At 58.5% G+C, this 24,640-nt stretch carries 20 protein-coding genes; 5 read left to right on the plus strand and 15 right to left on the minus strand.

The window, feature by feature from the left end; translation table 11 throughout:
• Positions 1-133: 133 nt before the first annotated feature.
• Positions 134-1,342 (plus strand): aldose 1-epimerase family protein, encoded by a 1,209-nt coding sequence (locus tag B8P98_RS24965; RefSeq protein ID WP_080897683.1) that lies wholly within the window; start codon positions 134-136, stop codon positions 1,340-1,342.
• A gap of 47 nt (positions 1,343-1,389) precedes the next feature.
• Here the strand turns inward: B8P98_RS24965 and B8P98_RS24970 are convergent, their stop codons facing one another.
• Positions 1,390-1,917 (minus strand): GNAT family N-acetyltransferase, encoded by a 528-nt coding sequence (locus B8P98_RS24970; RefSeq protein ID WP_095033530.1) that lies wholly within the window; start codon positions 1,915-1,917, stop codon positions 1,390-1,392.
• Between the two features lie 68 nt (positions 1,918-1,985).
• Positions 1,986-3,359 (minus strand): UDP-N-acetylmuramate:L-alanyl-gamma-D-glutamyl-meso-diaminopimelate ligase, encoded by a 1,374-nt coding sequence (gene mpl, locus B8P98_RS24975; protein WP_080897685.1) that lies wholly within the window; start codon positions 3,357-3,359, stop codon positions 1,986-1,988.
• 175 nt (positions 3,360-3,534) lie between these two features.
• Here mpl and fbp point away from each other — a divergent pair, with 175 nt between their 5' ends.
• Entirely contained in the window at positions 3,535-4,533 is a 999-nt protein-coding gene (gene fbp / locus B8P98_RS24980; protein WP_025712316.1) for a class 1 fructose-bisphosphatase, read from the plus strand.
• A gap of 42 nt (positions 4,534-4,575) precedes the next feature.
• Here fbp and yjfF read toward each other — a convergent pair whose 3' ends face one another.
• The 4 genes from yjfF to ytfQ all read right to left on the minus strand — a co-directional run bounded on the left by yjfF (position 4,576) and on the right by ytfQ (position 9,179).
• The gene (gene yjfF, locus B8P98_RS24985) at positions 4,576-5,574 is read right to left on the minus strand and encodes a galactofuranose ABC transporter, permease protein YjfF (protein WP_025712317.1); all 999 of its coding nucleotides are present in this window, start codon (positions 5,572-5,574) and stop codon (positions 4,576-4,578) included.
• The gene (ytfT, locus tag B8P98_RS24990) at positions 5,561-6,586 is read right to left on the minus strand and encodes a galactofuranose ABC transporter, ATP-binding protein YtfT (RefSeq protein ID WP_095033531.1); all 1,026 of its coding nucleotides are present in this window, start codon (positions 6,584-6,586) and stop codon (positions 5,561-5,563) included. The genes yjfF and ytfT overlap by 14 nt, the downstream gene beginning before the upstream one ends.
• A gap of 10 nt (positions 6,587-6,596) precedes the next feature.
• The gene (gene ytfR / locus B8P98_RS24995) at positions 6,597-8,099 is read right to left on the minus strand and encodes a galactofuranose ABC transporter, ATP-binding protein YtfR (protein ID WP_095033532.1); all 1,503 of its coding nucleotides are present in this window, start codon (positions 8,097-8,099) and stop codon (positions 6,597-6,599) included.
• A gap of 123 nt (positions 8,100-8,222) precedes the next feature.
• On the minus strand, positions 8,223-9,179 hold the full coding sequence (gene ytfQ / locus B8P98_RS25000; protein ID WP_008807147.1) for a galactofuranose ABC transporter, galactofuranose-binding protein YtfQ: 957 nt from the start codon (positions 9,177-9,179) through the stop codon (positions 8,223-8,225).
• A gap of 403 nt (positions 9,180-9,582) precedes the next feature.
• On the opposite strand from ytfQ, the gene ppa reads away from it, so the two are divergent.
• Together ppa and B8P98_RS25010 are read left to right on the plus strand one after the other, a co-directional pair.
• The gene (gene ppa / locus B8P98_RS25005; protein WP_002886766.1) at positions 9,583-10,113 is read left to right on the plus strand and encodes an inorganic diphosphatase; all 531 of its coding nucleotides are present in this window, start codon (positions 9,583-9,585) and stop codon (positions 10,111-10,113) included.
• 74 nt (positions 10,114-10,187) lie between these two features.
• Entirely contained in the window at positions 10,188-11,375 is a 1,188-nt protein-coding gene (locus B8P98_RS25010) for a hypothetical protein (protein ID WP_095033533.1), read from the plus strand.
• Between the two features lie 143 nt (positions 11,376-11,518).
• Here the strand turns inward: B8P98_RS25010 and B8P98_RS25015 are convergent, their stop codons facing one another.
• Genes B8P98_RS25015 through tamA form a run of 3 tightly spaced genes read right to left on the minus strand, consistent with a single transcriptional unit; the run spans position 11,519 to position 17,372 of the window.
• A complete protein-coding gene (locus tag B8P98_RS25015; RefSeq protein ID WP_008807149.1) occupies positions 11,519-11,863 on the minus strand; it encodes a gamma-glutamylcyclotransferase family protein in 345 nt (114 codons plus the stop codon).
• A gap of 2 nt (positions 11,864-11,865) precedes the next feature.
• Positions 11,866-15,642, minus strand: a complete 3,777-nt coding sequence (tamB, locus tag B8P98_RS25020; protein WP_095033534.1) for an autotransporter assembly complex protein TamB — start codon at positions 15,640-15,642, stop codon at positions 11,866-11,868.
• Positions 15,639-17,372: an autotransporter assembly complex protein TamA gene (tamA, locus tag B8P98_RS25025; RefSeq protein ID WP_025712325.1), complete on the minus strand. Its 1,734-nt coding sequence runs from the start codon at positions 17,370-17,372 to the stop codon at positions 15,639-15,641. Before tamA ends, tamB begins: the two co-directional genes overlap by 4 nt.
• A 209-nt stretch (positions 17,373-17,581) precedes the next feature.
• Here tamA and msrA point away from each other — a divergent pair, with 209 nt between their 5' ends.
• A complete protein-coding gene (gene msrA / locus B8P98_RS25030; protein WP_025712326.1) occupies positions 17,582-18,217 on the plus strand; it encodes a peptide-methionine (S)-S-oxide reductase MsrA in 636 nt (211 codons plus the stop codon).
• A gap of 28 nt (positions 18,218-18,245) precedes the next feature.
• Here the strand turns inward: msrA and B8P98_RS25035 are convergent, their stop codons facing one another.
• From B8P98_RS25035 to B8P98_RS25060, 6 genes are all read right to left on the minus strand, one after another.
• A complete protein-coding gene (locus tag B8P98_RS25035; RefSeq protein ID WP_025712327.1) occupies positions 18,246-18,917 on the minus strand; it encodes a hypothetical protein in 672 nt (223 codons plus the stop codon).
• 15 nt (positions 18,918-18,932) lie between these two features.
• Positions 18,933-20,234 carry an oxaloacetate decarboxylase subunit beta gene (locus B8P98_RS25040; RefSeq protein WP_095033535.1) on the minus strand — a complete coding sequence of 434 codons (1,302 nt, stop codon included), beginning with the start codon at positions 20,232-20,234 and terminating at the stop codon, positions 18,933-18,935.
• A gap of 15 nt (positions 20,235-20,249) precedes the next feature.
• Positions 20,250-22,016 carry a sodium-extruding oxaloacetate decarboxylase subunit alpha gene (oadA, locus tag B8P98_RS25045; protein WP_095033536.1) on the minus strand — a complete coding sequence of 589 codons (1,767 nt, stop codon included), beginning with the start codon at positions 22,014-22,016 and terminating at the stop codon, positions 20,250-20,252.
• A gap of 15 nt (positions 22,017-22,031) precedes the next feature.
• The gene (locus tag B8P98_RS25050) at positions 22,032-22,280 is read right to left on the minus strand and encodes an oxaloacetate decarboxylase subunit gamma (RefSeq protein ID WP_095033537.1); all 249 of its coding nucleotides are present in this window, start codon (positions 22,278-22,280) and stop codon (positions 22,032-22,034) included.
• Positions 22,281-22,288: 8 nt separating this feature from the next.
• Positions 22,289-23,578, minus strand: a complete 1,290-nt coding sequence (locus B8P98_RS25055) for an Nramp family divalent metal transporter (protein WP_080898082.1) — start codon at positions 23,576-23,578, stop codon at positions 22,289-22,291.
• Between the two features lie 129 nt (positions 23,579-23,707).
• A complete protein-coding gene (locus B8P98_RS25060; protein ID WP_025714397.1) occupies positions 23,708-24,640 on the minus strand; it encodes a dihydrodipicolinate synthase family protein in 933 nt (310 codons plus the stop codon).

The following is a 24,640-nucleotide window of genomic DNA, read 5'->3' on the forward strand; positions in this document are numbered from 1 at the left end:
GACATTAATCGCATTTAACATCATCAAATCGGCCACTTTCTCACCAGGTGAGGCGCTTCACATTTTCATCACCCCCATCCCGGTAGATTTCACACGTCAACGACACAATCGATTCAGCAAAAAGGGAATAAAAATGAAAAAGACATTGGTTCTGACGACTATCGCCCTGCTGGTTTCCGGCTCGGCCGCGGCAAAAACATGGGTGCTGACGAATGCTGACGAGGGGATGGATAAAGGAAACTGGCAGATCAGCAGCGATCAGCTGAAGGTGAAAGATCATGCGTTCAGCATTGAGCAAAAAGTCCTGCACGGCGGCAAGCAGGAAGGCAGCAAAATCCTCACCATTCACAGTAAAGACGGCCTGACCATCACTCTCAGCCCAACCCGCGGCATGAACTTACTGCGTATTGAGGGTTTCGGCAGCCGGATGGGCTGGGATTCACCGGTTAAAGAGGTCGTCAACCCGGCGTTTATCAACCTGGAAAGCCGCAACGGGCTGGGCTGGCTGGAAGGGTTCAACGAGATGATGGTCCGCTGCGGCTATGAATGGACCGGCCATCCGGTGACCGCGGACGGGCAGATTTATACCCTGCATGGCAAGGCCGGCAACACCCCGGCCTCGCGGGTAGAAGTCGAGGTGGCCGACAGCGCGCCGTATGAAATCCGCATCCGCGGGCTGGTGAAAGAGAGCACCTTCAAAAAAGCCGATCTGCAGACCCTGACCGAACTGCGTTACGTGCCGGGCAGCAACAGCTTCAGCCTGCACGATGTCTTAACCAACCATGCCGACTATCCGCATGATTATCAGATCATCTACCACAGCAACTTCGGCACCCCAATTCTGGAAGAAGGCGCGCGTTTCCTCGCCCCGATGTCCAGCATCAGCCCGTTCAATGATTACGCGAAGAGCGGGTTAAAAACCTGGCAAACCTATCAGGGGCCGACCAAAGACTTTGACGAGATGGTGTTTAATATTCAGCCGCTGGCTGATGAAAATCACCAGACCCTGGCCGCGGTGGTTAACAAAGCGGGCGATAAAGGGGCCTCCATTCAGTTCGACACCCGTCAGCTGCCGGTCCTGACGCTATGGAAAAATACCGACACCATCAAACAGGGCTACGTCACCGGTATTGAACCGGGCACCAGCTACGCCTATCCGGTCACCATTGAACGGGAACAAAAACGCGTGAAACAGCTGCAGCCGGGCGCCAGCGCGCAGTTTGATCTGACCTACACCCTGCTGCACGACAGCGCTCAGGTGGCCGCCGTTGAGCAGAAAATCGCGCAGATTCAGGGCGACAATAACGTCGCAGAGAACGAGACGCCGATCGCCAAAGAGTAAGGTGGTAACCAGTGAATTCCCGGAGCGGGGCAACGCACCGTTCCGGGCTACTCCCGCCCCATCACCTCGCGCCCGAGCTCCCGGGCAAACTGCTGGTACTGTCGCTCATCGATCGGCTGCGGGTAGCTCAGCACCAGCAGCTCATGATCCGCGATGCCCTGATGATAGGTGGGATGACGATGCGCCCAAGGGTTAGCGTGAAATCCCATCGACTGATAAAAGCGCAGCCGCTTGTGGGCGATTGCCGTGGTCAGCGGATCGATTTCCAGAATAGTCAGCGGCGCACGCGTCAGGATCTGCGCCAGCAGCTGTTTACCATAGCCGCGGGAGCGCAACGTATCATCGATCGCCAGATGTTCGATATAGCAGTAGCCGGCAAACTGCCAGCAGCCGCTGAGGCCGACAAAGACGCCTTCATCAAACCACGCTTCCAGCGCGTAGTGCGGGTGGCTCAGCGCCTGAAGTTTGGCGTCGCTTTCGCGCTGCTCGTGCCACGGAAAGGCCCGGGCGTAGAGCGCATCCAGCGTGGCGAAATGGGGCGAGTCGGTAGAACGTAATCTTTCGCAGGTCAGCATCACACAATCCCTGGTGGTGAAAATAAAACTGCCCTCACGCGGAGGGCAGTAACCGGAGGCGTTCGCGCTTACTCTGCCGCCGCCGCTTTTTGCGCCAGCTTATCCAGCAGTTTCTGATGAATGCCGCCGAAGCCGCCGTTGCTCATCACCAGGATATGGTCGCCCGGGTGGGCGGTTTTGACCACCATCTCCGCCAGGGTATCGACGTCGGCGCTCCAGTGCGCCGGCTGGACGCAGGCTTCCGCCACTTCCGCCACCTGCCACGGAATATGCTGCGGCTGCAGGAGGAACACTTCATCGGCGCGGCCGAGAGACGGCGCCAGGTCGTCTTTGCAGATGCCCATTTTCATGGTGTTGGAGCGCGGCTCCAGCACGGCCAGAATACGCGCGGTGCCGCCCACTTTGCCGCGCAGCGCCTGCAGCGTGGCGAGGATCGCCGTCGGATGATGGGCGAAATCGTCATACACGGTGACGCCGTTGGCTTCCCCGCGCAGCTCCAGGCGACGGCGGGCGTTGATAAAGCTGCCCAGCGCATTCGCGGCATCTGCCGGCAGCACGCCGACGTGACGCGCCGCGGCAATCGCCATCAGGCCGTTATGCATATTATGCTCACCGACCAGCGTCCACTTCACCTCGCCAACCTTTTCGCCATCGAGCAGGACTTCCCACTGTGAGGCGTCGGTATTCAGTTTTTTCGCCAGCCAGTGGCCCTGCTCGCCCACCAGCTCCTGTTCGCTCCAGCAGCCCATCGCCATCACCTGCTTCAGATTGATGTCGTTCTCCGGCAGGATAATTTTGCCTTTGCCCGGCACGATGCGCACCAGATGGTGGAACTGTTTCTGAATCGCCTTCAGGTCGTCAAAGATATCCGCGTGGTCGAACTCAAGGTTGTTGAGGATCAGCGTCCGCGGGCAGTAGTGAACAAACTTGGAGCGCTTGTCGAAGAAGGCGCAGTCGTATTCATCTGCTTCAATGACGAAGAACGGGCTGTCGCCCAGGCGCGCGGAGACGTCGAAATTGCCCGGAACGCCGCCAATCACGAAGCCCGGTTTATAGCCGCAGGCTTCAAGGATCCAGGTCGCCATGCCGGCGGTGGTGGTTTTGCCGTGGGTCCCGGCGACGGCCAGCACCCAGCGATCGCGCAGCACGAAGTCGTGCAGCCACTGCGGGCCGGACATATACGGAATATTGTTTTCCAGCACCGCTTCAACGCACGGGTTGCCGCGGGTCATGGCGTTACCGATGATCACCAGATCCGGCCGGGGCTCCAGCTGGCTGGGGTCATAACCCTGAATTAAATCAATCCCCTGGTTTTCCAGCAGGGTGCTCATCGGCGGATAGACGTTAGCATCCGACCCCGTTACCTCATGACCGAGGGAGCGCGCCAGCATGGCCAGGCCCCCCATAAACGTGCCACAGATTCCTAAAATATGAATGCGCATTCGTCATTTCCTTCTCTTATCCGGGGCACATTTTACCCATATCCCGGGCCCTGGCGAAATGCATTTCAGGCGAATCTGTATTTTGCTGGCGCGATTCACCAGTGCGCACTTTTTTGATTCTTTGTTAAGATTGTTGCGTTCGTTTTACTCAACATAAAAATGCAGGGAACGAGTTATGAAAACGTTAGGTGAGTTTATTGTTGAAAAGCAGCACGAGTTCTCCCACGCCACCGGTGAGCTGACTGCTTTGTTGTCAGCAATAAAGTTGGGCGCCAAGATCATCCACCGCGATATCAACAAGGCCGGTCTGGTCGATATCCTGGGTGCCAGCGGTGCTGAAAACGTTCAGGGCGAGGTTCAGCAAAAACTCGATCTGTTCGCTAATGAAAAATTAAAAGCCGCACTGCGAGCACGCGATATTGTTGCCGGGATCGCCTCCGAAGAAGAAGATGAAATTGTCGTCTTCGAAGGGTGTGAACACGCCAAATACGTGGTGCTGATGGACCCTCTGGATGGCTCCTCTAACATCGACGTTAACGTCTCTGTCGGCACGATTTTCTCCATCTACCGCCGCGTCACGCCTGTCGGCACGCCGGTGACAGAAGAAGACTTCCTGCAGCCGGGTAACAGGCAGGTGGCCGCGGGCTATGTGGTCTACGGCTCTTCGACGATGCTGGTGTATACCACCGGCTGCGGCGTCCATGCCTTCACCTACGACCCGTCCCTCGGCGTCTTCTGTCTGTGTCAGGAGCGCATGCGCTTCCCGGAGAAGGGCAATACCTACTCCATCAACGAAGGCAACTACATCAAATTCCCGCAGGGCGTGAAGAAGTACATTAAGTACTGCCAGGAAGAGGACAAAGCGACTCAGCGTCCTTATACCTCACGCTATATCGGCTCGCTGGTGGCGGACTTCCACCGCAACCTGCTGAAGGGCGGCATCTATCTCTATCCGAGCACCGCCAGCCACCCGGACGGTAAACTGCGCCTGCTGTATGAATGCAACCCGATGGCCTTCCTCGCCGAACAGGCGGGCGGTAAGGCCAGCGACGGTAAAGAGCGTATTCTGGATATTATTCCGGAAAGCCTGCACCAGCGCCGCTCGTTCTTCGTCGGCAACAACCACATGGTGGAAGACGTCGAGAACTTTATTAAAGCGTTCCCGGACGCCTAAGCGCCCTGCCCGCTCCTCCCGCGCCTGCGGGAGGAGCATTTCTCATTGAGTCCCCGCTCCGCTCACCCGCGTCACCGTTGCATTCTGCCGATTTTCCCACAGCACCGTCAGTCCACGCTGTAGCGCGATAAAGATAAACAGCAAAATACCGATGGCGATTTTCGTCCACCATGAACTGAGGGTGCCATCGAAGTTAATGTAGGTCTGAATCAGCCCCTGAATCGCCACCCCGAACAGCGTCCCCAGCACAGTCCCAACGCCGCCGCTGAGCAGCGTACCGCCGATCACCACCGAGGCAATCGCGTCCAGCTCCACGCCGACGCCCGCCAGCGCATAGCCCGCCTGGGTATAAATGGAAAAGACGATCCCGGCCAGCGTCGCCAGCCCGGTGGAGAGCATATAGATACGGATCGTGGCGCTACGGGTGGAAATCCCCATTAAATTCGCCGACGTCGCGTTGCCGCCGATGGCATACACCTGGTTGCCAAAACGGGTGCGATGGGCGACAAAAATACCGGCTACCACCACCAGCAGCATCAGCAGCCCCATGGCGCTGAGACGACCGCCGCCGGGAATGGTCCATGCCAGCCCGGACAAGGTGTCGTACACCGGATGGTTAATCGGGATCGACTCCTCTGACACCAGATAGCTCACGCCGCGCAGGAAGAACATGCCGGCGAGGGTGATGATAAAGGCCGGGATCTTCAGGGCGTCAATCAGCAGCCCCATAAACGCGCCGAAGGCGCAGCCCATCACCAGCACCAGCGGAAAGGCCACCAGCGGCGAAATTCCCCAAAAGCCAATCGCTTTGGCGAGGAAGACGCCGGTAAAGGCGATCACCGACCCCACCGACAGATCGATCCCGCCGGAGAGGATCACAAAGGTCATGCCCACGGCGATGATCCCGAGGAAGGCGTTATCCGTCAGGATATTGCAGATCACCCGCGTTGAGGCAAAACCGGGGAACTGGGTCAGGCAGTAGAGGTAGCCCAGCACAAACACCGCAAGGGTGATCATCAATGGTAAATTACGTTTTATCATGGCCGCGTACCCCTTTCAGTAAACCGATAAAGCGCGGCGACTGGACAATCAGTACGCACAGCACCACCACCGCTTTCACCACCTGGTTGAGCTCCGGCGGGAAGCCGGAGAGCAAAATCCCGGTGTTCATTCCCTGGATAATCAGCGCCCCCACCACCGAGAGCAGCAGGTTAAAGCGCCCGCCCATCAGCGAGGCGCCGCCGATGACCACCGCCAGAATGGCGTCCAGCTCAAGCCATAGCCCGGCGTTATTGGCATCCGCGCCGCGGATGTCCGCCGCCACGATGATCCCGGCGATCGCCGCGCAGACGCCGCTCAGGACATAGGCCAGCATCACCACGATGCGGGTATTGACGCCGGCGTTTTTCGCCGCGCGGATGTTGATCCCTACCGCCTCAATAAACATGCCCAGCGCCGTTTTACGGGTAAACAGCCAGAACAGCAGCAGCGTAGCTGCGGCGACGATCACCGGCGTCGGAAACAGCAGAAACGATCCGCTGCCGAGCCACGCCAGGGCCGGGGAATCAAAGGTGACGATCTGCCCGGCGGTGATCAACTGCGCCACCCCGCGCCCGGCCACCATCAGGATCAGCGTCGCCACAAAGGGCTGGATCTTAAGGACCGCCACGAGGATGCCGTTCCACAGCCCGGCCAGCGCACCGGCCCCCAGCGAGGCCAGCACCACCACCGCCAGGCTGTGCCCGGCGACGGTCATCGAGGCGGCCGTTGCGCCGGCAATCGCCATCACCGCCCCCACTGACAGGTCGATGCCGCCGGTGGCGATCACCAGCGTCATGCCGATGGCCAGCAGCGCCACCGGCGCGGCGCGGTTAAGAATATCGATCGGGCTGCCAAACAGGCGGCCATCCTGGAGCACCACCTGATAAAAATGGGGCGCCACCAGGCTGTCGACCAGCAACACCAGCAGCAGGGCAATAATCTGCGGGGTACCCTTCGGCCAGCTGAAGCGTCGCTTCTCCGGGCCGGTTTGCGAAAGAGATCGAGGCATCATGAGTTACTCCTTATGCCGCAATAGCGTTCATGATCGCCGGTACAGAGAGCTCGGCGAGCGGGATCTCCGCCACCTGTCGGCGATCGCGCATGATAATGACCCGATCGGCGTAACCCACCAGCTCCTCCAGTTCAGAGGAGATAACCAGCAGCGCCAGACCATCGGCGCAGAGGGTTTCAATCAGGCGAATAATTTCCGCATGGGCGCCGACGTCGATGCCGCGGGTCGGCTCATCGAGGATCAGGAACTGCGGTTTGGTCAGCAACCAGCGGGAGAGCAGTACCTTCTGCTGATTGCCGCCGGAGAGAAACTCGATCGGCTGCTCCGCGCTCGGGGTACGGATCCCCAGCTGGCGAATAAAGCGCTCGGCGATCTCGTTCTGTTCACGCCGGGGGATCGGCCGCAGCCAGCCGCGCTGCGCCTGCAGGGCCAGGACGATATTTTCCCGCACCGAAGCGGCGGCGATAATGGCGTCGGTTTTGCGATCTTCAGGACAGAAGCCGATCCCGAGGCAGGAAGCCTGATGCGGGGAGCGCAGGGTCTGCGGTTTGCCTTTGATCCACGCCTTCCCGCTATCCGCCGTTTTAATACCGAAGATCACCTCGGCGGTTTCCGTGCGTCCGGAACCCAGCAGGCCGGCGAGGCCCACAATTTCGCCCGGACGGACCTGCAGGTCGAACGGCGCGATAGTGCCTTTTTTACCGTAGCCTTCAAACGCCGCCACCGGCTTATCGCTCAGCAGGGTACGGCCCGCCCGCTGCAGGGCATTGTGGTCCAGTTCGCGACCCAGCATCATTTTCACCAGCTCAATCTGCGGTAGCTCGCGAGTCTCGCGGCAGCCGACGAAACTGCCGTTGCGCAGCACGGTGATGCGATCGCTGACCGCATAGACCTGGTCGAGAAAATGGGTGACGAAGATTAGGCTGACGCCGTTATCCCTGAGCTGGCGCATCAGGGTGAACAGCATCTCCACCTCCTGGGTATCGAGGCTGGCGGTGGGCTCGTCGAGGATCAGCACTTTGGCCGACAGGTCGATGGCCCGACAGATAGCGACGATCTGCTGCATCGCCACCGAAAAGCGGTTCAGCGGTTCGCGCACGTCGAGAGAAAAGCCGTAGGAGGCCATCAGCGCCGTCGCCCGCGCCTCCATCTCTTTGCGTCGCAGCAGGCCAAACCGCCGCGGCTCACGGCCGATGAACAGGTTATCCGCCACCGACATATTGGGTAGCAGGTTCACTTCCTGGTAGACGGTGCCAATCCCCAGCTGCTGGGCATGGGCGGTATTTTTGGGCGAAATAGCCTGGCCTTCCAGCCAGATGGTGCCGCGATCGGCATGATAAACGCCGGTAAGCGCTTTGATCAGCGTCGATTTTCCGGCGCCGTTTTCGCCCAACAGGGCCATGATTTCGCCGCGCCGCAGGCTAAAGTTGACGTTATCCAGCGCCTTAACGCCGGGGAAGAATTTACTGAGTCCTTCGGTGCGAAGGATCTCCTGGTGTGCCTCGGCGCTCATAATCGATGTCACCTTTAAATGATGTCAGGTTACCCCGGGTCGCGCTGGGCTTCCCGGGGTTACTGGAACGCTGCTTTTTACCTTCTCCCACCGGGGAGAGGGTTGGAATGAGGGGATCCCCACTCAGTAACCCATATTTTTCTTCTTCTCTAACTCTTCTTTCGCCGTATCCGGCAGATACAGCGTCGATTTGGTAATGGTCAGCTTCTCAGGCAGGGTGCCGTCTTTTTTGTATTTCTCCAGCGCATCAAACGCCGGACCGGCCATATTTGGCGTCAGTTCGACGCTGGCGTTGGCTTCACCAGCGATCATGGCTTTATAGATATCCGGCACGCCGTCGATGGAGCCCGTGAGGATATCTTTGCCCGGCTTCAGACCCGCCTCTTTAATGGCCTGGATGGCGCCGATTACCATGTCATCGTTATGGGCGAAGACCATGCAGATGTTTTTGCCGTTATTCTCAGCTTTGATAAAGCTCTCCATGACCTCTTTCCCTTTGCTGCGGGTGAAGTCGCCGGACTGAGAGCGGATAATTTTGATATTCGACGCTTTGGCAATCGCGTCGGCGAACCCTTTCTTACGATCGATGGCCACGCTGGCCCCAACGGTGCCCTGCAGTTCAACGACGTTACACGGCTTACCGTCGACGGTTTTCACCAGCCAGTCGCCAATCAGCTGGCCTTCCAGCACGTTGTTGGCGGTCACGGTGGTCATGTAGAGATCTTTATCTTTAACATCAATGGAACGGTCGAGGAGGAAGACCGGGATCTTGGCCTCTTTCGCCTCTTTCAGCACCGGTTCCCAGCCGGTGGCCACCACCGGTGCAATGAAGATCGCGTCGACCCCTTGAGCGATAAAGGAACGCACTGCTTTGATCTGGTTTTCCTGTTTTTGCTGACCATCAGCGATCTTCAGGGTGATACCGCGCTTGGCGGCCTCCTCTTTCGCGACGCTGGTTTCCGCCGCACGCCAGCCGGATTCAGAACCGACCTGCGAAAAACCTACGGTTAGCGGGGCAGCTATCGCCATAGACGACATAGCTGCGGAAACTGCTGTGACAAGAAGTAAGCGCTTCCACATAAGGGTATCCTCGTAGGGTTATTGTTGGTTAAAGTCTCACCTGCGGACAAACTATAGACAATCGGTGATGTAACTGAATGCGTTACATCACACTTCAAAAAAGTAAATGAGATGTTAATGATGGCCCCGCTGCCCAGCGGAGAGCCGATAAGGCTTCGCAGGGAGCGCGGCTGTTGCGGTTTATGACGTTTTTTTAAGCAGTTTGATAAATCAATCACATGCAATGAAAACGGTTACATAAATTTATTCATGATGTGGCTATGTTTATGGATTTTCATGTCATTATTACGCGAAAAATTCGGAGCACTCCGCGGCGATATCGGGAAAAAGAAGCGAAGACTTTCGATGTGAGTTGGCTATAATACCGAGCACTTGTTTGCCATACATTTTAAAGGAAACAGACATGAGCTTACTCAACGTACCTGCGGGCAAAGATCTGCCGGAAGACATCTACGTCGTGATCGAAATCCCGGCGAACGCAGATCCTATCAAATATGAAGTCGACAAAGAGAGCGGTGCACTGTTCGTTGACCGTTTCATGTCCACAGCAATGTTCTATCCGTGCAACTACGGTTACATCAACCACACCCTGTCCCTGGACGGTGACCCGGTTGACGTGCTGGTCCCGACGCCGTACCCGCTGCAGCCGGGCTCCGTGATCCGCTGCCGTCCGGTTGGCGTTCTGAAGATGACCGACGAATCCGGTGAAGATGCGAAACTGGTTGCCGTACCGCACACCAAGCTGAGCAAAGAATACGATCACATCAACGATGTGAACGACCTGCCGGAACTGCTGAAAGCCCAGATCACTCATTTCTTTGAGCACTACAAAGATCTGGAAAAAGGCAAGTGGGTTAAAGTCGACGGTTGGGACAACGCGGAAGCGGCGAAAGCCGAAATCGTTGCCTCTTTCGAGCGCGCAAAGCAGAAGTAATTCTGTCTCAGGCAAGGTCATCCCCTGCCTGATTGCGGCACGGATAGCCGCGATAACACCATGGAGGGTGTCCCGTGAAAAGCGTTCGCTATTTCACTCTGAACTATACCGGTTTCACCACCGCCGCCTGTGAAAAACAGGGATATCTGCGCCTTATCGCCGGCGAGCATGTCTTTTATACCGATAAACGCTATTTTAAAGACCCCGCGCTTTTTGACCGCCTGACGATCAATCAGCCTTTGCACCTTGGCGTCCGCCGCCTGGACAACGGCTGTTACTGGATCCACTGGCTCAGCGATGGCGAAACGCTCCTTGAACCCAGTCAACGGGTAACGCGCTGGGCCCGTCCGCTGCTGATTATCAGCCTGCTGACGCTCATCGTCGCTCTTATCCCGCTCGTGATGAGCACCTCAGAATGGGGAAGGTTCGGCTGCGGCATTATCGCGATACTGGCCTTCATCGGACTGTTAACAGGGCTCTATGAGCGACTGTTCCACCCGGCGCTAAAACGGCACCCCGCCATGCGCGATCTGCTGGCGAAGATGGCAATGGCCCGCCGCCGCGACTTTTCCTTTTGCCAGCCACTACCCGCAACGGCGAAAGCCCTCCGCCAGACGGCAATGCCTTTTACGCAAGCCCTGCCGGAACGCTATGCCGTCCGGACGGGAAAAATTAGCAATATCATTTTTAAGAAGTGGTTCGCGGGGAACCCAACGCGGGAATACCATGGCGTTGGGATACAATGCGACACGGCGCCGCTGGCCTTCTGGTGGCAGACAGGCTGCGCCAATTTCGCGCTGCATCCCGTTCTCTATCGTCGTCAGCCACCGTTTATCGCCATTGGCGATCGCCTCGTCGCCGTGTACGAGCGCGACAGCCGTGCGATCCACGCGCTATACAATGCCAGCGACGGCGCGGCTTATATAAAAAACCATCCACTCTATCCAGGTCGCCGACAACTGGCGCTGCTCTATTACCTGTTTTACGGCCTCGCGCTGGTGATGTATCTGCTATTTCTCGCTGTTGAACTCATCAGTGCCCTTCAGTCAGGTCGGAGCGTCTGGTGGCAGGTTCAGGATTCACTGGACATGCTGTCCCTATTATTACTCAGTTTCGGCGGGATCCTGGCGGTACTGGAGCTGATTGGCCCAACGGCCTGGTTATTGTCACACCGGGTGGCTGACTGGCGGAAGATGCGCTCGGCGATGCGGCGCTACCTGCAGGGAGTGGCCCGCCATACCGCGCTCGAGGAGATCATGTAATGTTCAGCACCCCCACACGACGATTATTATTTCTCGCGCTGACGACGCTGGCTTCCGCGATGTGGCTGGCGAAGGATCGTCTGCCACTCTGGTAAGGCATGGAGCAGAAAAAACAACGCCACCCGAAGGTGGCGCTGTCGTGGTTAGTACTGGTCGCGATCCAACCAGTTGCCGTTCGCTATCAACGTACATCCCTCAACGGAACGTTGATACACATACATCCATGCGCTGCCGTAAGGCGTCTGAATGAGGTGGCGCGCATACTCGCCCCCCTTCGTGCGTAGCGCATCCAGTTCGGCCAGCGTCGATGCATCAATACGATAAACTTCACCATGTACTGTGCCTTCGCCGGGCACCGCGCCTGGATAGTGGCCCAGGCTGTACAGCTGATAATCGTTGACACTATGAGCGCCCAGCCACTGGGCGTTGGTCATCCAGTGGCTGTTGCCTTGTTTGCGTCGTAAACTGCCGTAAACAAATATTCGCATTGCTAAAACTCAAACTGATAGAGCAAATCGAGCGCCTGGTCAATGCCAGACACCGCTTCCACATATAGCCTAGGCATCAGGCGATAACGTAAAGTCAGCGTCGCCAGGGAGTCGAAAATACCGACCCCATATTTTACCTGCAGACCCGGCAGTACATAGCCGCTGACCACCACCTGGGAAGAGTCGCCTACCCCTTCGGTGTCCAACGCCAAATTGCTTACGCCAAACGTCTCGCCGATTTTACCCACAACCTGACCACTTTGTGCAACCCCCATTCCAATAAGCATTGAGGTCATCGCGGCGCTATCGCTCTGTCCGCTGCTCAAACCCTGGCCGCGCAGCAGATAAGACAGCGCTTCCTGCTGGGACATCACCGGGTCAGAGAAGATCTCCGCTTTCGGCTGATCGGCGGAGCCGGTGACGCGAACGCCGGCGATCACATCGTCTTCGGTAGCATCCGGGTTACGAATCGCTTCGATATTCAGCAGCGGCTGATCCGGCGGACCGGAGAACAGCAGCTCCCCTTTGCGAACAATCAGATCCTGACCATAGGCGTGGAAGCGGCCGTCCGGAATATTGATCTGCCCGTTGAGGCCCAAGCCTTGCTTGTCCTGCGCCACTTTCAAATCACCGGTCAGACGCGCTTTCAGACCAAAGGCTTCCAGACGCACGTTGTTGCCGACGTGAATCGTCAGGTTGCTGTTGATCGGGATACCGGCGCTCTGCTGATTAATCGGCTTGAGGTTTTTATCCAGCATCACTTCATCAGAGGAGACGCCAACCGCGCTCTCCGGTACCTCGTTAACCACGATCCGCGCCCAGGGCACATCCACTTTACCGTCGAGGTTGAACAGGCTTGGCGTGGCGGTAAACACCACGTCCGGCGACACATCGAGACGCACCATCGGCGGCACGGTGATCCGCACTCGGCTGCCTTTCGCCGCAATTTGCGCCCGCCAGTTATCGATCTGCGTCCAGTCCGCGTTACCGCTCAGCGCAATCTGCCCCTGGCGGGTGTTCACCGTCCCCTGCAGGGTCGAGCGCGTGCCGTTGAAGTTCATCGACAGCTGGCTCGGCTGCATATCAAACGGCATAAAGTTGCCATCGATATCCACCCCGCTCAGCTGCATCTGGCCAAACAGCTGCGGGCTTTTCACGTTGCCGCCCAGACGCAGGCGGGCGTTGAGCCTCCCCTCGGCTTTTTCACCACGGGCGAAAATCGGGTTGATCATCGCCAGCGAGAAGTTGCTGATATTGACGTTGCCGCCGAGGTTACGCCGCCCCTGCGGATCGGTGACCTGTACCTGCCCATCCAGCTGACCGTTGTTGGTCAGGCGGATAAGCCAGCCCAGCTCGGCGCGATTGTTATGCAGGTCGGCGCTGAGGTTCAGCGTATCGAACGCTACCGGCAGCGGCGCGTCGTTGACCACCTGGGTCACCTTGACGTTGCGCCCGCTGAGGGTCACTTTGCCCTGCGGCAGCCCCTCTTTGGTGGTGTCCCAGCTTACATCGGCATTACCGGTAAACACGCCGCTCGCCTGGGTCTCCTCTGGCATAAACGGCTTAAGCATCGCCAGATCGAAGCGGTTGAGATTCACCCGCGCCCGTCCGCTGGCGCCCGCGTCAATGGTTTCAGGCACGCAGAGCTCGGCGTTCGGGTTGGTCCAGCAGTGTGGCCCGATGCTGATTTTCTGCTCCAGGTTGCGGTAGTCCAGCGCAATACTGCGCGTCAGCGCCACCGGCCCCACCGGCGTCTGGAAGCGGGTATCGCTTAGCGAGCCTCGCCAGCGTTCGGCCTGACGATCGAAGCTACCCGCCAGCGTCAGCTGGCCGGACACCGGATCGCCCTGCACCCGCAGCCGCAGCTCATGCTGCTTTTCGGTGCCTTTGGCATTGAGCTGCACCAGGCTGATATTGACCCCCGGCTGGCTGATGCGATCAACCCGCACGTCCAGGTTGCCGCCAATCTGGTCGGTGGATTTCACATCCCCTTTGACGTTGACCTGAGCGATAGTCAGCTCCTGCCAGCGTAACGCCCGGGCGGTGATGTCGGCCAGCAGCTGCGGCGCATCGACGGTGCCGCGCACTTTCACCAGCCCCTTCGCCGTTCCGCCGAGCCCCGGCAGCGCATTATCCAGGTGCGGGGCATCGATGGTGGCGTCGAGATTAAGATCCTTCACCCCCAGTTCGCCTTTGATATCGGCGCTGTTCGGGCCTAATGCCAGGTGCAGTCCCGGGATTTTCCACTGCAGATAGCTGTTCCCCTGCAGCGAGCCTGATACGTCCACTTTGTTCTGTTTCACGTTGCCGGTAATTTTCAGCTCCGGCACCGACATCTGCCAGCTGCCGCCGTACAGGCTGCCCTGGGTCTTGATCATGCCGTTGAGCTTCGACGGCCAGTCCGGCACCTCTTTGGCGGTGTTGATCCCGTCGAGGGTCAGCTCGCCGCGCCAGCTGATCGCCTGCTGCCAGTCGAGCAGCGCCTTCAGCTCGGTTTTTCCTTCCAGGGCGTTGACCGTCAGCTTGTCGAGGTTAATCTGTCGCTCATTACCTTTGGCGTTGAGGGCGATTTTCGCCGGCGGCAGTGACTGACCTTTCACCGCGGTGGAAAAGGCCAGCGCGTAGTCGGTCATTTTGCCGCTGAATTTCAGCTGAACATCGTCAGCCTGGAACTGCTTCTCGCCGCTGAACGGCCAGGCGAGCTGCTTGCTCTTCAGCTCCATATTGAGCGGCAGCCCGGCTTCCGCCAGCTGCGCATCCGCACGCAGCGTGGCCGCCACCGGCCCGCTTAAGTCCACCCCGACCTTGAGCGTTTTACGCACTTCGCCGCCCACCTTCAGCTGCACCTTCTCCCCTTTCATCGGGTCGACGTTCAGGGTTCCGGCGAGGGTAATGTCCACCGGCCAGTTATCCTGCAGCTGCGCGCTGCCCGAGGCGGTGACCTTACCCTGATCGGCGTCGATATCGAGGGCGTCGAGCTTCATCTGACCGTCGATACTGCTGACTTTCAGCAGCAGGTTATACACGGTGATGTCGGTATCGCCGGTGAGGCGCAGTTGCTCGCCGCGGAACGACTGAATGTTGAGGTTCAGCGGCAGGTGCACATCGGTCATTGCCGGCAGTACCGGCTGCGAGAAGAGGTCGGTCATCGTCTCGCCGAGCGGTTTTTCCTGCGGCTGCGGGTTGTCGATTTTCGGCTCAACCACCTGCTCCTGCGCCACTTTCGCCACCTTCGGCAGGGCGATCAGCAGCCCCTGCAGCGAGGTCGGCGTCAGGGTCAGGTTTTTCTCCTGCCAGTTCAGGCCGGTGGAAAAATCGCGTACAGACACTGCGGTATCGTCGATTTTGACATTGACGTTATGCAGCGCGACGCGACTGAGGGCGATCGGATAAGGGGTGGAGAGATTCAGCGGCCCGCTGTCCTCTTCCTCGACCGGCGCGGCGGGCGGCATCTTCTTCGTATCGACAGCAACGTAAATATCGCGCAGCGCGATGTCGTTTACGCACAGGCTGCTGTCCCACAGGCAGCGCAACCGGACGCTGAGGTGAAACTGACCGGCGGTGACCGCCACGCCGGGCTGCTCGTAGCGGACATTATCGAGGGTTAAATCACGCCAGCCGCCGGTGACTTTGCCGATTTCCAGCCCCGGCACCCAGCGATCCGCCGCTTTGAACACCAGATGCAAGCCGGTGGTGGTCCCCACCAGGAAGCCGACGGTGCCCAGCAGGAGCACCAACACGATTAAGACGCCGAGGCTTATCTTCTTCCATAAACTCATAATTCAGGCCCCAGACCGATGTAAAACTGTAAACCATGTTCGTCTTTGTCGCCGATCGGCCGGGCGATATCCAGCTTGATCGGCCCCACCGGCGACTGCCAGCGCACGCCCACCCCGGCGCCGGTTTTGAAATCACTCTCGCGAATATCGCTGACCGCTTCGCCGCTATCGACAAACACGGCCCCCCACCATTTACCACTGACGTTGTACTGATACTCCAGCGATCCGGTGGCCAGCTTTGAGGCCCCGATCAGCTTGCCGTCATCGTCCTTCGGCGAGATGGATTTGTATTTATAGCCGCGAATACTGCGGTCGCCCCCGGCGAAAAAACGCAGATCCGGCGGCACCTTGTCAAAGTTGTCCGCTTCGATCCAGCCCAGGTTGCCGCGCACCACAAAGCGGTGGCGGTCATAGAGGGTACGGATCCAGACGTCCTGGGCCTGCATCACGATGAAGTTGATGTCCGAGCCCCACATGGTGTTGGAGTAGTCCACGGAGTAGCGCTGGGAATCGCCCCAGGTTGGCATCAGGCCGCCGCGGGAACGGGTACGGTTCACCGAAACCCCGGGGTAAATCAGCATGGTGGTGTTGGTGACGTTCGCCTGGGTAAAGTGGTCCAGGCTCCAGCGCAGGTTGATCGCTCGCTGCCAGCCGCTCGACATCTCCCAGAAACGCGAGACACCCAGGGTGGTAGAGTCGGCCTGGGTGTCATTAAGGTCAGTGCGCTTAAAGCCGCCCTGCATCAGATAATATTGCTCCAGAGGGCTCTTCAGCAGCGGGACTTTATAGGTGAAGTCGAACTGCTGCTCCGGGGCGGAGAGGCTGACGCTGGAGGTCAGACTGTGGCCATAGGAGTTTATCCACGGTTTTTTCCACGTGGCTTTCACCCGCGGCCCGACATCGGTTGAATACCCTACCCCGGTTTCCACGGTGTTCTCTTTGCGTGGCGAGACAACGCCCTGCAGAGGCAGCACCTTGGTTTTCCGTGACTTAGCGAAATCCGGCGCCACCACCACCGAACTGAACCAGCCGGTTGCCGCCAGGCGGCGGTTTAGCTCAGCCAGATCCTGGGAGGTGTAGTAATCGCCCTCTTTAAACGGCACGAGGTTTTGCAAATATTCATCGCGAATTTGCGATCCAGAGAAGGTGACGTGGCCAAAGCGATAGCGCTCGCCGCTGTTGTAATCGATATCCCAGAATGCCTGATGACGATCCAGGGAGACCCCAAGCTGGCTTTTGTTGAACTCACTGTCAAAGTAGCCTTTGCGCAGGGCGACGCGGGTCAGCGAGCTCTTGAAACCGTCGTAATCACCGTGGTTCAGCACCGTCCCGATGGCCGGGCGCGTTTTCAGCAGCGCCAGATAGTCGCTGTCGGTGCGGGCGCCGCCGCGCAGAATTACTTCAGTTCCGCCAATGCGCACCGGTTCACCCGGGGTCACTTTAGCGATCAGCACCTGACGTCCCCTTTTCGGCGGCGGACGCAAATCAAATTCAATCGTCGGCTCGTAATAACCCAACGCTTTCAAACCTTCGCGAATGGCGTCATCCACGCGCGCGCGAAAGCGGCGATCCGGCGTGACTTCATCGCTCTGGATGGTGGAAAGCTGGGCGCGAACGTTTTTCTCCAGCTCCCCGGATAACCCCTCAACCTGCAAACGCACATTCGCTGCGCTGGCGATCCCGCTGACCAGCAAAAGGCTGGTGACACATAACTGGCGGATTTTTAGCACATTTTCTCCTGAATATCCCTGTTTCCCCCGACAGGAAACACTGGTGCCGCTCCACGGCTTAACAAAACCCTAACAACTTAGGGTTGAAAAAGTGGCAATAACCCAAATAATTCTTATGTATTAATCTAGACGTATTACGCGTATTTATTGTGTTAAAAGACACGCTTCGTTACAACCTTAACGACGAATTCTGTATTGAGAGGCCCACCGTGAGTCTATTTGATAAAACGCATCTTGTCGCCCAGGCGGATGCGCTGCCTGGACGCAATACCCCTATGCCAGTGGCGACGCTCCACGCAGTTAACGGCCACTCGATGACCAACGTCCCGGCGGGGATGGAAGTGGCGCTGTTCGCCATGGGCTGCTTCTGGGGAGTTGAGCGCCTGTTCTGGCAATTGCCGGGGGTTTACAGCACCGCTGCAGGCTACACCGGCGGCTATACGCCGAATCCGACCTATCGCGAAGTGTGCAGCGGCCAGACCGGTCACGCGGAAGCGGTACGCGTGGTTTACGATCCGCAGGTGATTAGCTATGAGCAGTTATTGCAGGTGTTCTGGGAAAACCACGATCCGGCACAGGGTATGCGACAGGGGAACGACCACGGCACCCAGTACCGCTCGGCGATCTACCCGTTGACGCCGGAGCAGACGGAGGCGGCAAAGGCCAGCCTCGCGCGCTTCCAGGCGGCGATGAACGACGCGCACGATACCCGTCACATCACCACCGAGATCGCCACCGCCAAACCGTTCTACTATGCCGAGGACGATCACCAGCAGTATCTGTATAAAAACCCGCACGGCTATTGCGGCATCGGCGGCATCGGCGTTTGCCTGCCGCCGCAGTAAGCGCGCAGCGCCTGGCCGCCAGCGCGTGTTAATCAGAAAAGACCGGGCCCGCAGGGAAGTGGGCCAGAAATGCCGTCACGGTTAACAACTCGCGCAGAGACGGGAACGTTATCTCTTTTTCTGCCAACGCGTGGTCAAAGGCGATCAGCGAATCTATCCCTCCCCGCCCGAACACGCCCCCTGCCCAGAGCATTCTTTGCGCCTGGTCCCGCGCCCATGCGCTTTCACTACGCCAGGCAAGGATATGCAGCAGAGCCTGTAATAAAGAGGCGACGTGGGTACGCTGCTCTTTAACCAGCCGGCGGTAAACCGGCAGAGCAATGCTTCTTATCACATCAAAGCTCTCCCAGGCCGCATCGTCTTTAAGCAGCTTTCCCGCCTCTTCGCACAGGCGGTTGTGAGTGAGAGTCTCTCTTTTTTCCACTGCCTTTCCGGCGGCCATCACCACCCCACCCAACAAATAGAGCGACTCGGGTAATAGCGGCAACACGATCCGCCGTTCCATGGCAAGCTGCTGTCCGGCATAAAGACAAGTCACCAGTATTTTCTGCACATTGTATTGTTCGCTGAGGCTCTCAATGATGCCTAGCGCCGGGGTCAGGTGATTCACTAAATCAATCGCCCGTATCGACCTGAGGATAATACTGCTCTGTTCGGAGGTCTGTATTCTTTGGATATCCAGTAACACGGTTTCTTCCATTGCCTTATTCCTCTGTTACATTGCCAGTACGTACTTGAGCATCACCCCGGCGGCGATCGCCGAGCCGATCACCCCCGCCACGTTCGGGCCCATCGCGTGCATCAGCAGGAAGTTCTGCCCGTCCGCGTCCAGACCCACCTTGTTCGACACCCTGGCCGCCATCGGCACCGCCGACACCCCGGCGGAACCAATCAGCGGGTTGATTTTGTGTTTACTGAACACGTTCATCAGCTTCGCCATCAGCACCCCGGCGGCGGTCCCCACGCAGAAGGCGATCACCCCCAGCACCAGGATCCCCAGCGTCTGCGGCTGCAGGAACTTGTCCGCCACCAGCTTGGCCCCCACCGACAGCCCGAGGAAGATGGTCACGATGTTGATCAGCGCGTTCTGCACCGTGTCGCTCAGCCGCTCCACCACCCCGCTCTCGCGCATCAGGTTGCCGAAGCAGAACATCCCCAGCAGCGGCGCGGCGTCCGGCAGCAGCAGCGCCACCAGCAGCAACAGCACCGCCGGGAACAGGATCTTCTCCCGCCGGCTCACCGTGCGCAGCTGTACCATGCGGATCTTCCGCTCCTTATCCGTGGTCAGCGCCTTCATGATCGGCGGCTGGATCAGCGGCACCAGCGCCATGTACGAGTAGGCCGCCACCGCGATGGCCCCGAGTAATTCCGGCGCCAGCTTGCCCGACAGGTAGATGGCCGTCGGGCCGTCGGCGCCGCCGATAATGCCGATGGCCGCCGCCTGCGGCAGGGTGAAGCTGATGATGCCGAAGTAGTTCAGCGTCAGCGCCCCGAGCACGGTGGCGAAGATCCCGAACTGCGCCGCCGCCCCCAGCAGCAGGGTGCGCGGGTTGGCCAGCAGCGGGCCGAAGTCGGTCATCGCCCCGACGCCCATAAAGATGACCAGCGGGGCGATGCCCGAGCCGATCGCCACCTTATAGAAGATGGCCAGCACCCCGGCGGAGTAGCCCATGTCCACCGCCAGCGTCTCCATCTGCCCCTGCACCGACGGCAGGGCCAGGGCCAGCGCGTCCTTAATGGCGTGGACGTCCGGCGCGCAGTGGAGCTTCGCGGCAATCACCGCCAGCTGCGCCGGGTCGTGGTGGGCCAGCAGGCTCTCCAGGGCGGTGAGCGCCAGTCCGGCCTCCGGGATGTTCGACAGCAGGCCGCCGAAGCCAATCGGCAGCAGCAGTAACGGCTCGAACTTTTTCGCGATGGCCAGCCACAGCAGCAGCAGGCTGACCAGCAGCATGATGGCCTGGCCGGCACCGAGGTGCATCAGCCCCATGCCCTGAATCAGGGCGTTCAGACTTTCCATTTGCGCTCCTCGTCCTTACGCCAGGGTCAGCAGGGTGTCGCCGACCGCCACCGCGTCGCCGGCTTTCACCGCGATACCGCGGACGGTGCCGGCCTGCGCGGCGCGGATTTCGGTTTCCATCTTCATGGCTTCCAGAATCAGCAGCACGTCGCCTGCGGCCACCGTCTGGCCTTCACTGACGATGACTTTCCAGATGGTGCCCGCCAGCGGGGCGGTCACCGGGGTGCCGGCGCCGGCCGGGGCGGCGGCCTGAACCGGTGCGGAAGACGGGGTGGCCGCCGTCAGCTGGCTGATATCGCCGCCGTCGCTGACTTTGACCACGAAGGCCTTTCCTTCCACTTCCACGGTGTAGATACCGGAGGTGGCGGCTTTTACCGGCGCGGCAGATTTTGCTTCTTCCACCTGCGGCACCGGCTCAAAGGCCGCCGGGTTGTGGCGGTTCTCAAGGAACTTCAGGCCGGGCTGCGGGAACAGCGCCACGGTGAGCACGTCGTCGATGGCGTTCTGCGCGAGGGTGATGCCCTTCTCCTGCGCCTGGCGCTTCACGTCGGCTTCAAGCTCCGCCAGCTCCGGTTTCAGCAGGTCCGCCGGGCGGCAGGTCACCGGGGCAGCCCCTTCCAGCACGCGGGCCTGCAGTGCCGCGTTAACCGGTACCGGCGTATGGCCGTATTCGCCCTTCAGTATCCCGGCGGTTTCCTTCGCGATGGTTTTGTAGCGCTCGCCGGTCAGGACGTTGAGCACCGCCTGGGTGCCGACAATCTGCGAGGTCGGGGTCACCAGCGGGATGAAGCCAAGGTCCTCGCGCACGCGGGGAATTTCCGCCAGCACCTGGTCGAGTTTGTCCGCGGCGTTCTGCTGCTTCAGCTGGCTTTCGAGGTTGGTGAGCATCCCGCCCGGGACCTGGGCGACGAGGATACGGCTGTCGGTACCTTTCAGCTGGCCTTCGAAGGCGTGGTACTTTTTGCGCACCTCGCGGAAGTAGGCGGCGATGCTCTCCAGTTTGTGGATATCCAGCCCGGTGTCGTGTTTCGTTCCGGTGAGCGTGGCCACCAGCGCCTCGGTGGCCGGGTGGCCGTAGGTGGCGCTCATGGACGAAATCGCCGTATCCACGCCGTCGACCCCGGCTTCAATGGCCTTCAGCAGGGCCATCTCCGCCATGCCGGTGGTGGCGTGACAGTGCAGGTGCAGGGTGACGTCGTAGCGCTTCTTGATTTCGCTGACCAGCTCATACGCCGCCCCCGGCGTCAGGATACCGGACATGTCCTTGATGGCGACGGAGTCGACGCCGGTCTCCAGCAGCTGTTCGGTGAGGTCGAGCCAGGTCTGCAGGGTGTGGACCGGGCTGGTGGTGTAGGAGAGCGTGCCCTGGGCGTGGGCGCCGTGGCGGCGGACCGCCTGCAGGGCGGCTTTCATATTGCGCGGGTCGTTCATGGCATCGAAGACGCGGAAGACGTCCATGCCGTTTTTAACGGCGCGTTCGACAAAGCGCTCCACCACATCGTCGGCGTAGTGGCGGTAGCCGAGCAGGTTCTGGCCGCGGAGCAGCATCTGCAGCGGGGTTTTCGGCATCGCCTTTTTGAGCTCGCGCAGGCGGACCCACGGGTCCTCGCCGAGAAAGCGGATGCAGGCGTCAAAGGTGGCGCCGCCCCAGCACTCCAGCGAGCGGTAGCCAACGTCGTCGAGCGCAGCGGCGACGGGCAGCATATCGTCGAGACGCAGACGGGTGGCGAACAGGGACTGGTGGGCGTCGCGCAGGACGACATCGGTAATGGCAACAGTCATGAATTCCTCCGTGAATTAAGGGTGAAGACGGCGATGGTGGTGAATGGCGGCGACAATCGCCGGCTTCAGGCGGGCGAAGTCGTCGGCGGGCGCGACGGCGGCCGGCGCCGCGCTGGGGGCGGCGGACGGCTCAGGAAACAGGCGGTTGACGGCGAGAGACATTCCCCGGATGGCAAAGATGAGCAGCAGCAGGAAAACCAGCACAAAGCCCATGCCGAGACACATCAGGGTGAAGCCTTCGCCTAACAGGACGGCATCATTCATACCCCACCTCAAAACATGGCAGAAAGAGAGGACATAAATTTAGGTAAGGTGTTAATCAGGGCGACGAGAGTGAGTAACAAACAAAAGAGATAACTGATCGCCATACATATTTGTAATAACCTTGGCGTCTTATATCCTTTATTAATATCCTTTCGCCACAGCAGCAGGCAGATAAACAGACCCGCGACAGGTGTCGACACCGCCGTTGCGACATTCGCTAAGTAAATTAACTGCACCGGCGATCCGCCGAAGCTAAAGCAGATTAACCCCGCGACCACCAGCACCACCATGGATCCCCACTGGACCGCTTTACTCTCCAGCGCAGTGGATTTATTGAACCCCGAGTTGAGCAGGACAACCCCACGCTGAGTATTACCCAGTAAAGATGAAAACCCCGCGCCCAATAAGGCGATACCCATGATGTATTTTGCCGCGCGCCCCATGCTTGGCGTTAATAAATCAGCCAACTGCGTCGGCGTATTGATTGATATCCCTTGAGGAAAAAGCACAATCGCCCCCACCAGAATAATGGCCCCACTGATCAGCAGCACACCGATAATATGGGCTACGGTATCCGCCACCATCACGCCATTAAAAAGGTCATCTTTTTTCCATTTTTTCTCTTTGCCAAGGTAAGTGCCGTAGATCCCGGTCGTCAGGGAGGCATTGGTACTGATAAAGCCCAGCGCGGTGACTAAACTCCCCGCAGGAAAGATCCAATGCGTTAATCCTTCCCCGCTGGCTTTCCAGTCTGGTCCCCCCGTTCCCACCAGCGTGATATAAAAGGCGATAATCATTGCCACAATACAAATAGTGATCCCTTTTTCGACTTTGGAATAAACGCCTTTAGAGAAATAGCAATAGATCATCACCGCAATCATAATTAACGCACCGAGCTTCCAGTCAATGCCGAAAACAAGATTCATTCCGGCCCCGGTCCCTGAGATATTCCCCATGGTAAAAAAAAGACAGGCTAAAAAAGTGGCCACGCCTACAAACCCCGAAGCGACTTTACCGTAATAGTGTCGTATCGCCTCTATTGACGGCATCCCGGTGAGCATGGAGATACGATAGGTCGTCAACATAAACGTGATCCCCATAAAAGCAATGGGGATCAGCAGCCATAGCAGAGAATAGCCATAGTCCGCCCCTAACATCGACGCAGTGGTAATCGCGCCGGGGCCAATCACGACTCCGGTAAGCACAATTCCCGGACCGATGCGGCGAATTAATTGAGAGAAGGGAAGTCTTTCTATTTGTGCGGGTACAGCGGTAGATGTTTTTTCTAAATTACTCATGACAGCCTCATTATAGTATCTTTATAAAATATTATACGGCCACACTGATATACTGAATAAAACCTGATTATCCTTATTAAAATCAACCCGTATTCATAATGAATACGGGCTTGGTATTCAAATAATAAATTAAATAACCGCTTTTTTAATGCCTGCGGCATGGATAGCCGCTTTGATCTCTTCTTCTGCGCCCGGTTCCAGCGGCAACAGAGGTGACCGAACAGTAGCGTGTTCCAGAATGCCACGTTCAACCAGAGCATGTTTCAACGCCACGGTACCTTCCATATGCGAGCCGCGGTGATAAACGGCCTTGGTAACCGGCAGCAGACGGTCGTGAACCGCTTTGGCCTTCACATAATCCTGCGCTTTACCGGCCTCCAGCAGTTCCAGCAGGAGTTCAGGGGCAATATTGCCATATCCCACCAGGAAACCATCAATATCGAAGGCAGTATGCAGCAGGTATTCATCATGACAGCTGAGGATCTGTAAATCAGGGCGTTCGCGACGAATAACCGGAATTTCCGTATCCCAGCGGCGCATATTACGCACCCCATTTTTCATCGCAAAGACCCCCGGTTGCGCGGAAATATCCAGCATCGTTTCGAGGTTATAAGTGGCTTTAGTGACATCCGGATACTGGAAAAGAATAAGAGGCAATCCACTCTCTTCATATACCACGCGATAACGATCCTGCGGCGCCCCTTTTTGGTAGCCAAAACGCAGCCAACCGTGTGAAGGATACAGCAGACCTGCGGAGGCCCCGGCTTCCACGGCACGCTGCGCTTCCAGCGCCGCCACTTCCGTCCCTTCGCCAGTAATCCCGGCGATGACCGGTACACGGCCGTCGGTCGAGTCAACAAAACTACGGATAACGTCAGCCTGTTCCTGCTGAGTCAGGAAGGTGCCCTCCCCGGCGTGTCCCAGAACCACCAGGCCTTTCACGCCTTTTACGCTACCCAGCCAGGAACCTAAACGTTTGATGGCTTTATGATCGATGCGGCCATCGCGGGTGAAAGGGGTAACCGGTGCTGGAACAATTCCACGCAAATCAAGTGCTTTCAT

The organism is Klebsiella quasivariicola (assembly GCF_002269255.1).
GTDB classification, from domain to species: Bacteria; Pseudomonadota; Gammaproteobacteria; order Enterobacterales; family Enterobacteriaceae; genus Klebsiella; species Klebsiella quasivariicola.

Excerpts from the sequence above, each read along its gene's own strand:
- B8P98_RS24965 (WP_080897683.1), top strand. The coding sequence starts at position 134 with ATGAAAAAGACATTGGTTCTGACGACTATCGCCCTGCTGGTTTCCGGC.
- B8P98_RS24970 (WP_095033530.1), bottom strand. The coding sequence starts at position 1,917 with ATGCTGACCTGCGAAAGATTACGTTCTACCGACTCGCCCCATTTCGCC.
- mpl (WP_080897685.1), bottom strand. The coding sequence starts at position 3,359 with ATGCGCATTCATATTTTAGGAATCTGTGGCACGTTTATGGGGGGCCTG.
- fbp (WP_025712316.1), top strand. The coding sequence starts at position 3,535 with ATGAAAACGTTAGGTGAGTTTATTGTTGAAAAGCAGCACGAGTTCTCC.
- yjfF (WP_025712317.1), bottom strand. The coding sequence starts at position 5,574 with ATGATAAAACGTAATTTACCATTGATGATCACCCTTGCGGTGTTTGTG.
- ytfT (WP_095033531.1), bottom strand. The coding sequence starts at position 6,586 with ATGATGCCTCGATCTCTTTCGCAAACCGGCCCGGAGAAGCGACGCTTC.
- ytfR (WP_095033532.1), bottom strand. The coding sequence starts at position 8,099 with ATGAGCGCCGAGGCACACCAGGAGATCCTTCGCACCGAAGGACTCAGT.
- ytfQ (WP_008807147.1), bottom strand. The coding sequence starts at position 9,179 with ATGTGGAAGCGCTTACTTCTTGTCACAGCAGTTTCCGCAGCTATGTCG.
- ppa (WP_002886766.1), top strand. The coding sequence starts at position 9,583 with ATGAGCTTACTCAACGTACCTGCGGGCAAAGATCTGCCGGAAGACATC.
- B8P98_RS25015 (WP_008807149.1), bottom strand. The coding sequence starts at position 11,863 with ATGCGAATATTTGTTTACGGCAGTTTACGACGCAAACAAGGCAACAGC.
- tamB (WP_095033534.1), bottom strand. The coding sequence starts at position 15,642 with ATGAGTTTATGGAAGAAGATAAGCCTCGGCGTCTTAATCGTGTTGGTG.
- B8P98_RS25035 (WP_025712327.1), bottom strand. The coding sequence starts at position 18,917 with ATGGAAGAAACCGTGTTACTGGATATCCAAAGAATACAGACCTCCGAA.
- B8P98_RS25040 (WP_095033535.1), bottom strand. The coding sequence starts at position 20,234 with ATGGAAAGTCTGAACGCCCTGATTCAGGGCATGGGGCTGATGCACCTC.
- oadA (WP_095033536.1), bottom strand. The coding sequence starts at position 22,016 with ATGACTGTTGCCATTACCGATGTCGTCCTGCGCGACGCCCACCAGTCC.
- B8P98_RS25050 (WP_095033537.1), bottom strand. The coding sequence starts at position 22,280 with ATGAATGATGCCGTCCTGTTAGGCGAAGGCTTCACCCTGATGTGTCTC.
- B8P98_RS25055 (WP_080898082.1), bottom strand. The coding sequence starts at position 23,578 with ATGAGTAATTTAGAAAAAACATCTACCGCTGTACCCGCACAAATAGAA.
- B8P98_RS25060 (WP_025714397.1), bottom strand. The coding sequence starts at position 24,640 with ATGAAAGCACTTGATTTGCGTGGAATTGTTCCAGCACCGGTTACCCCT.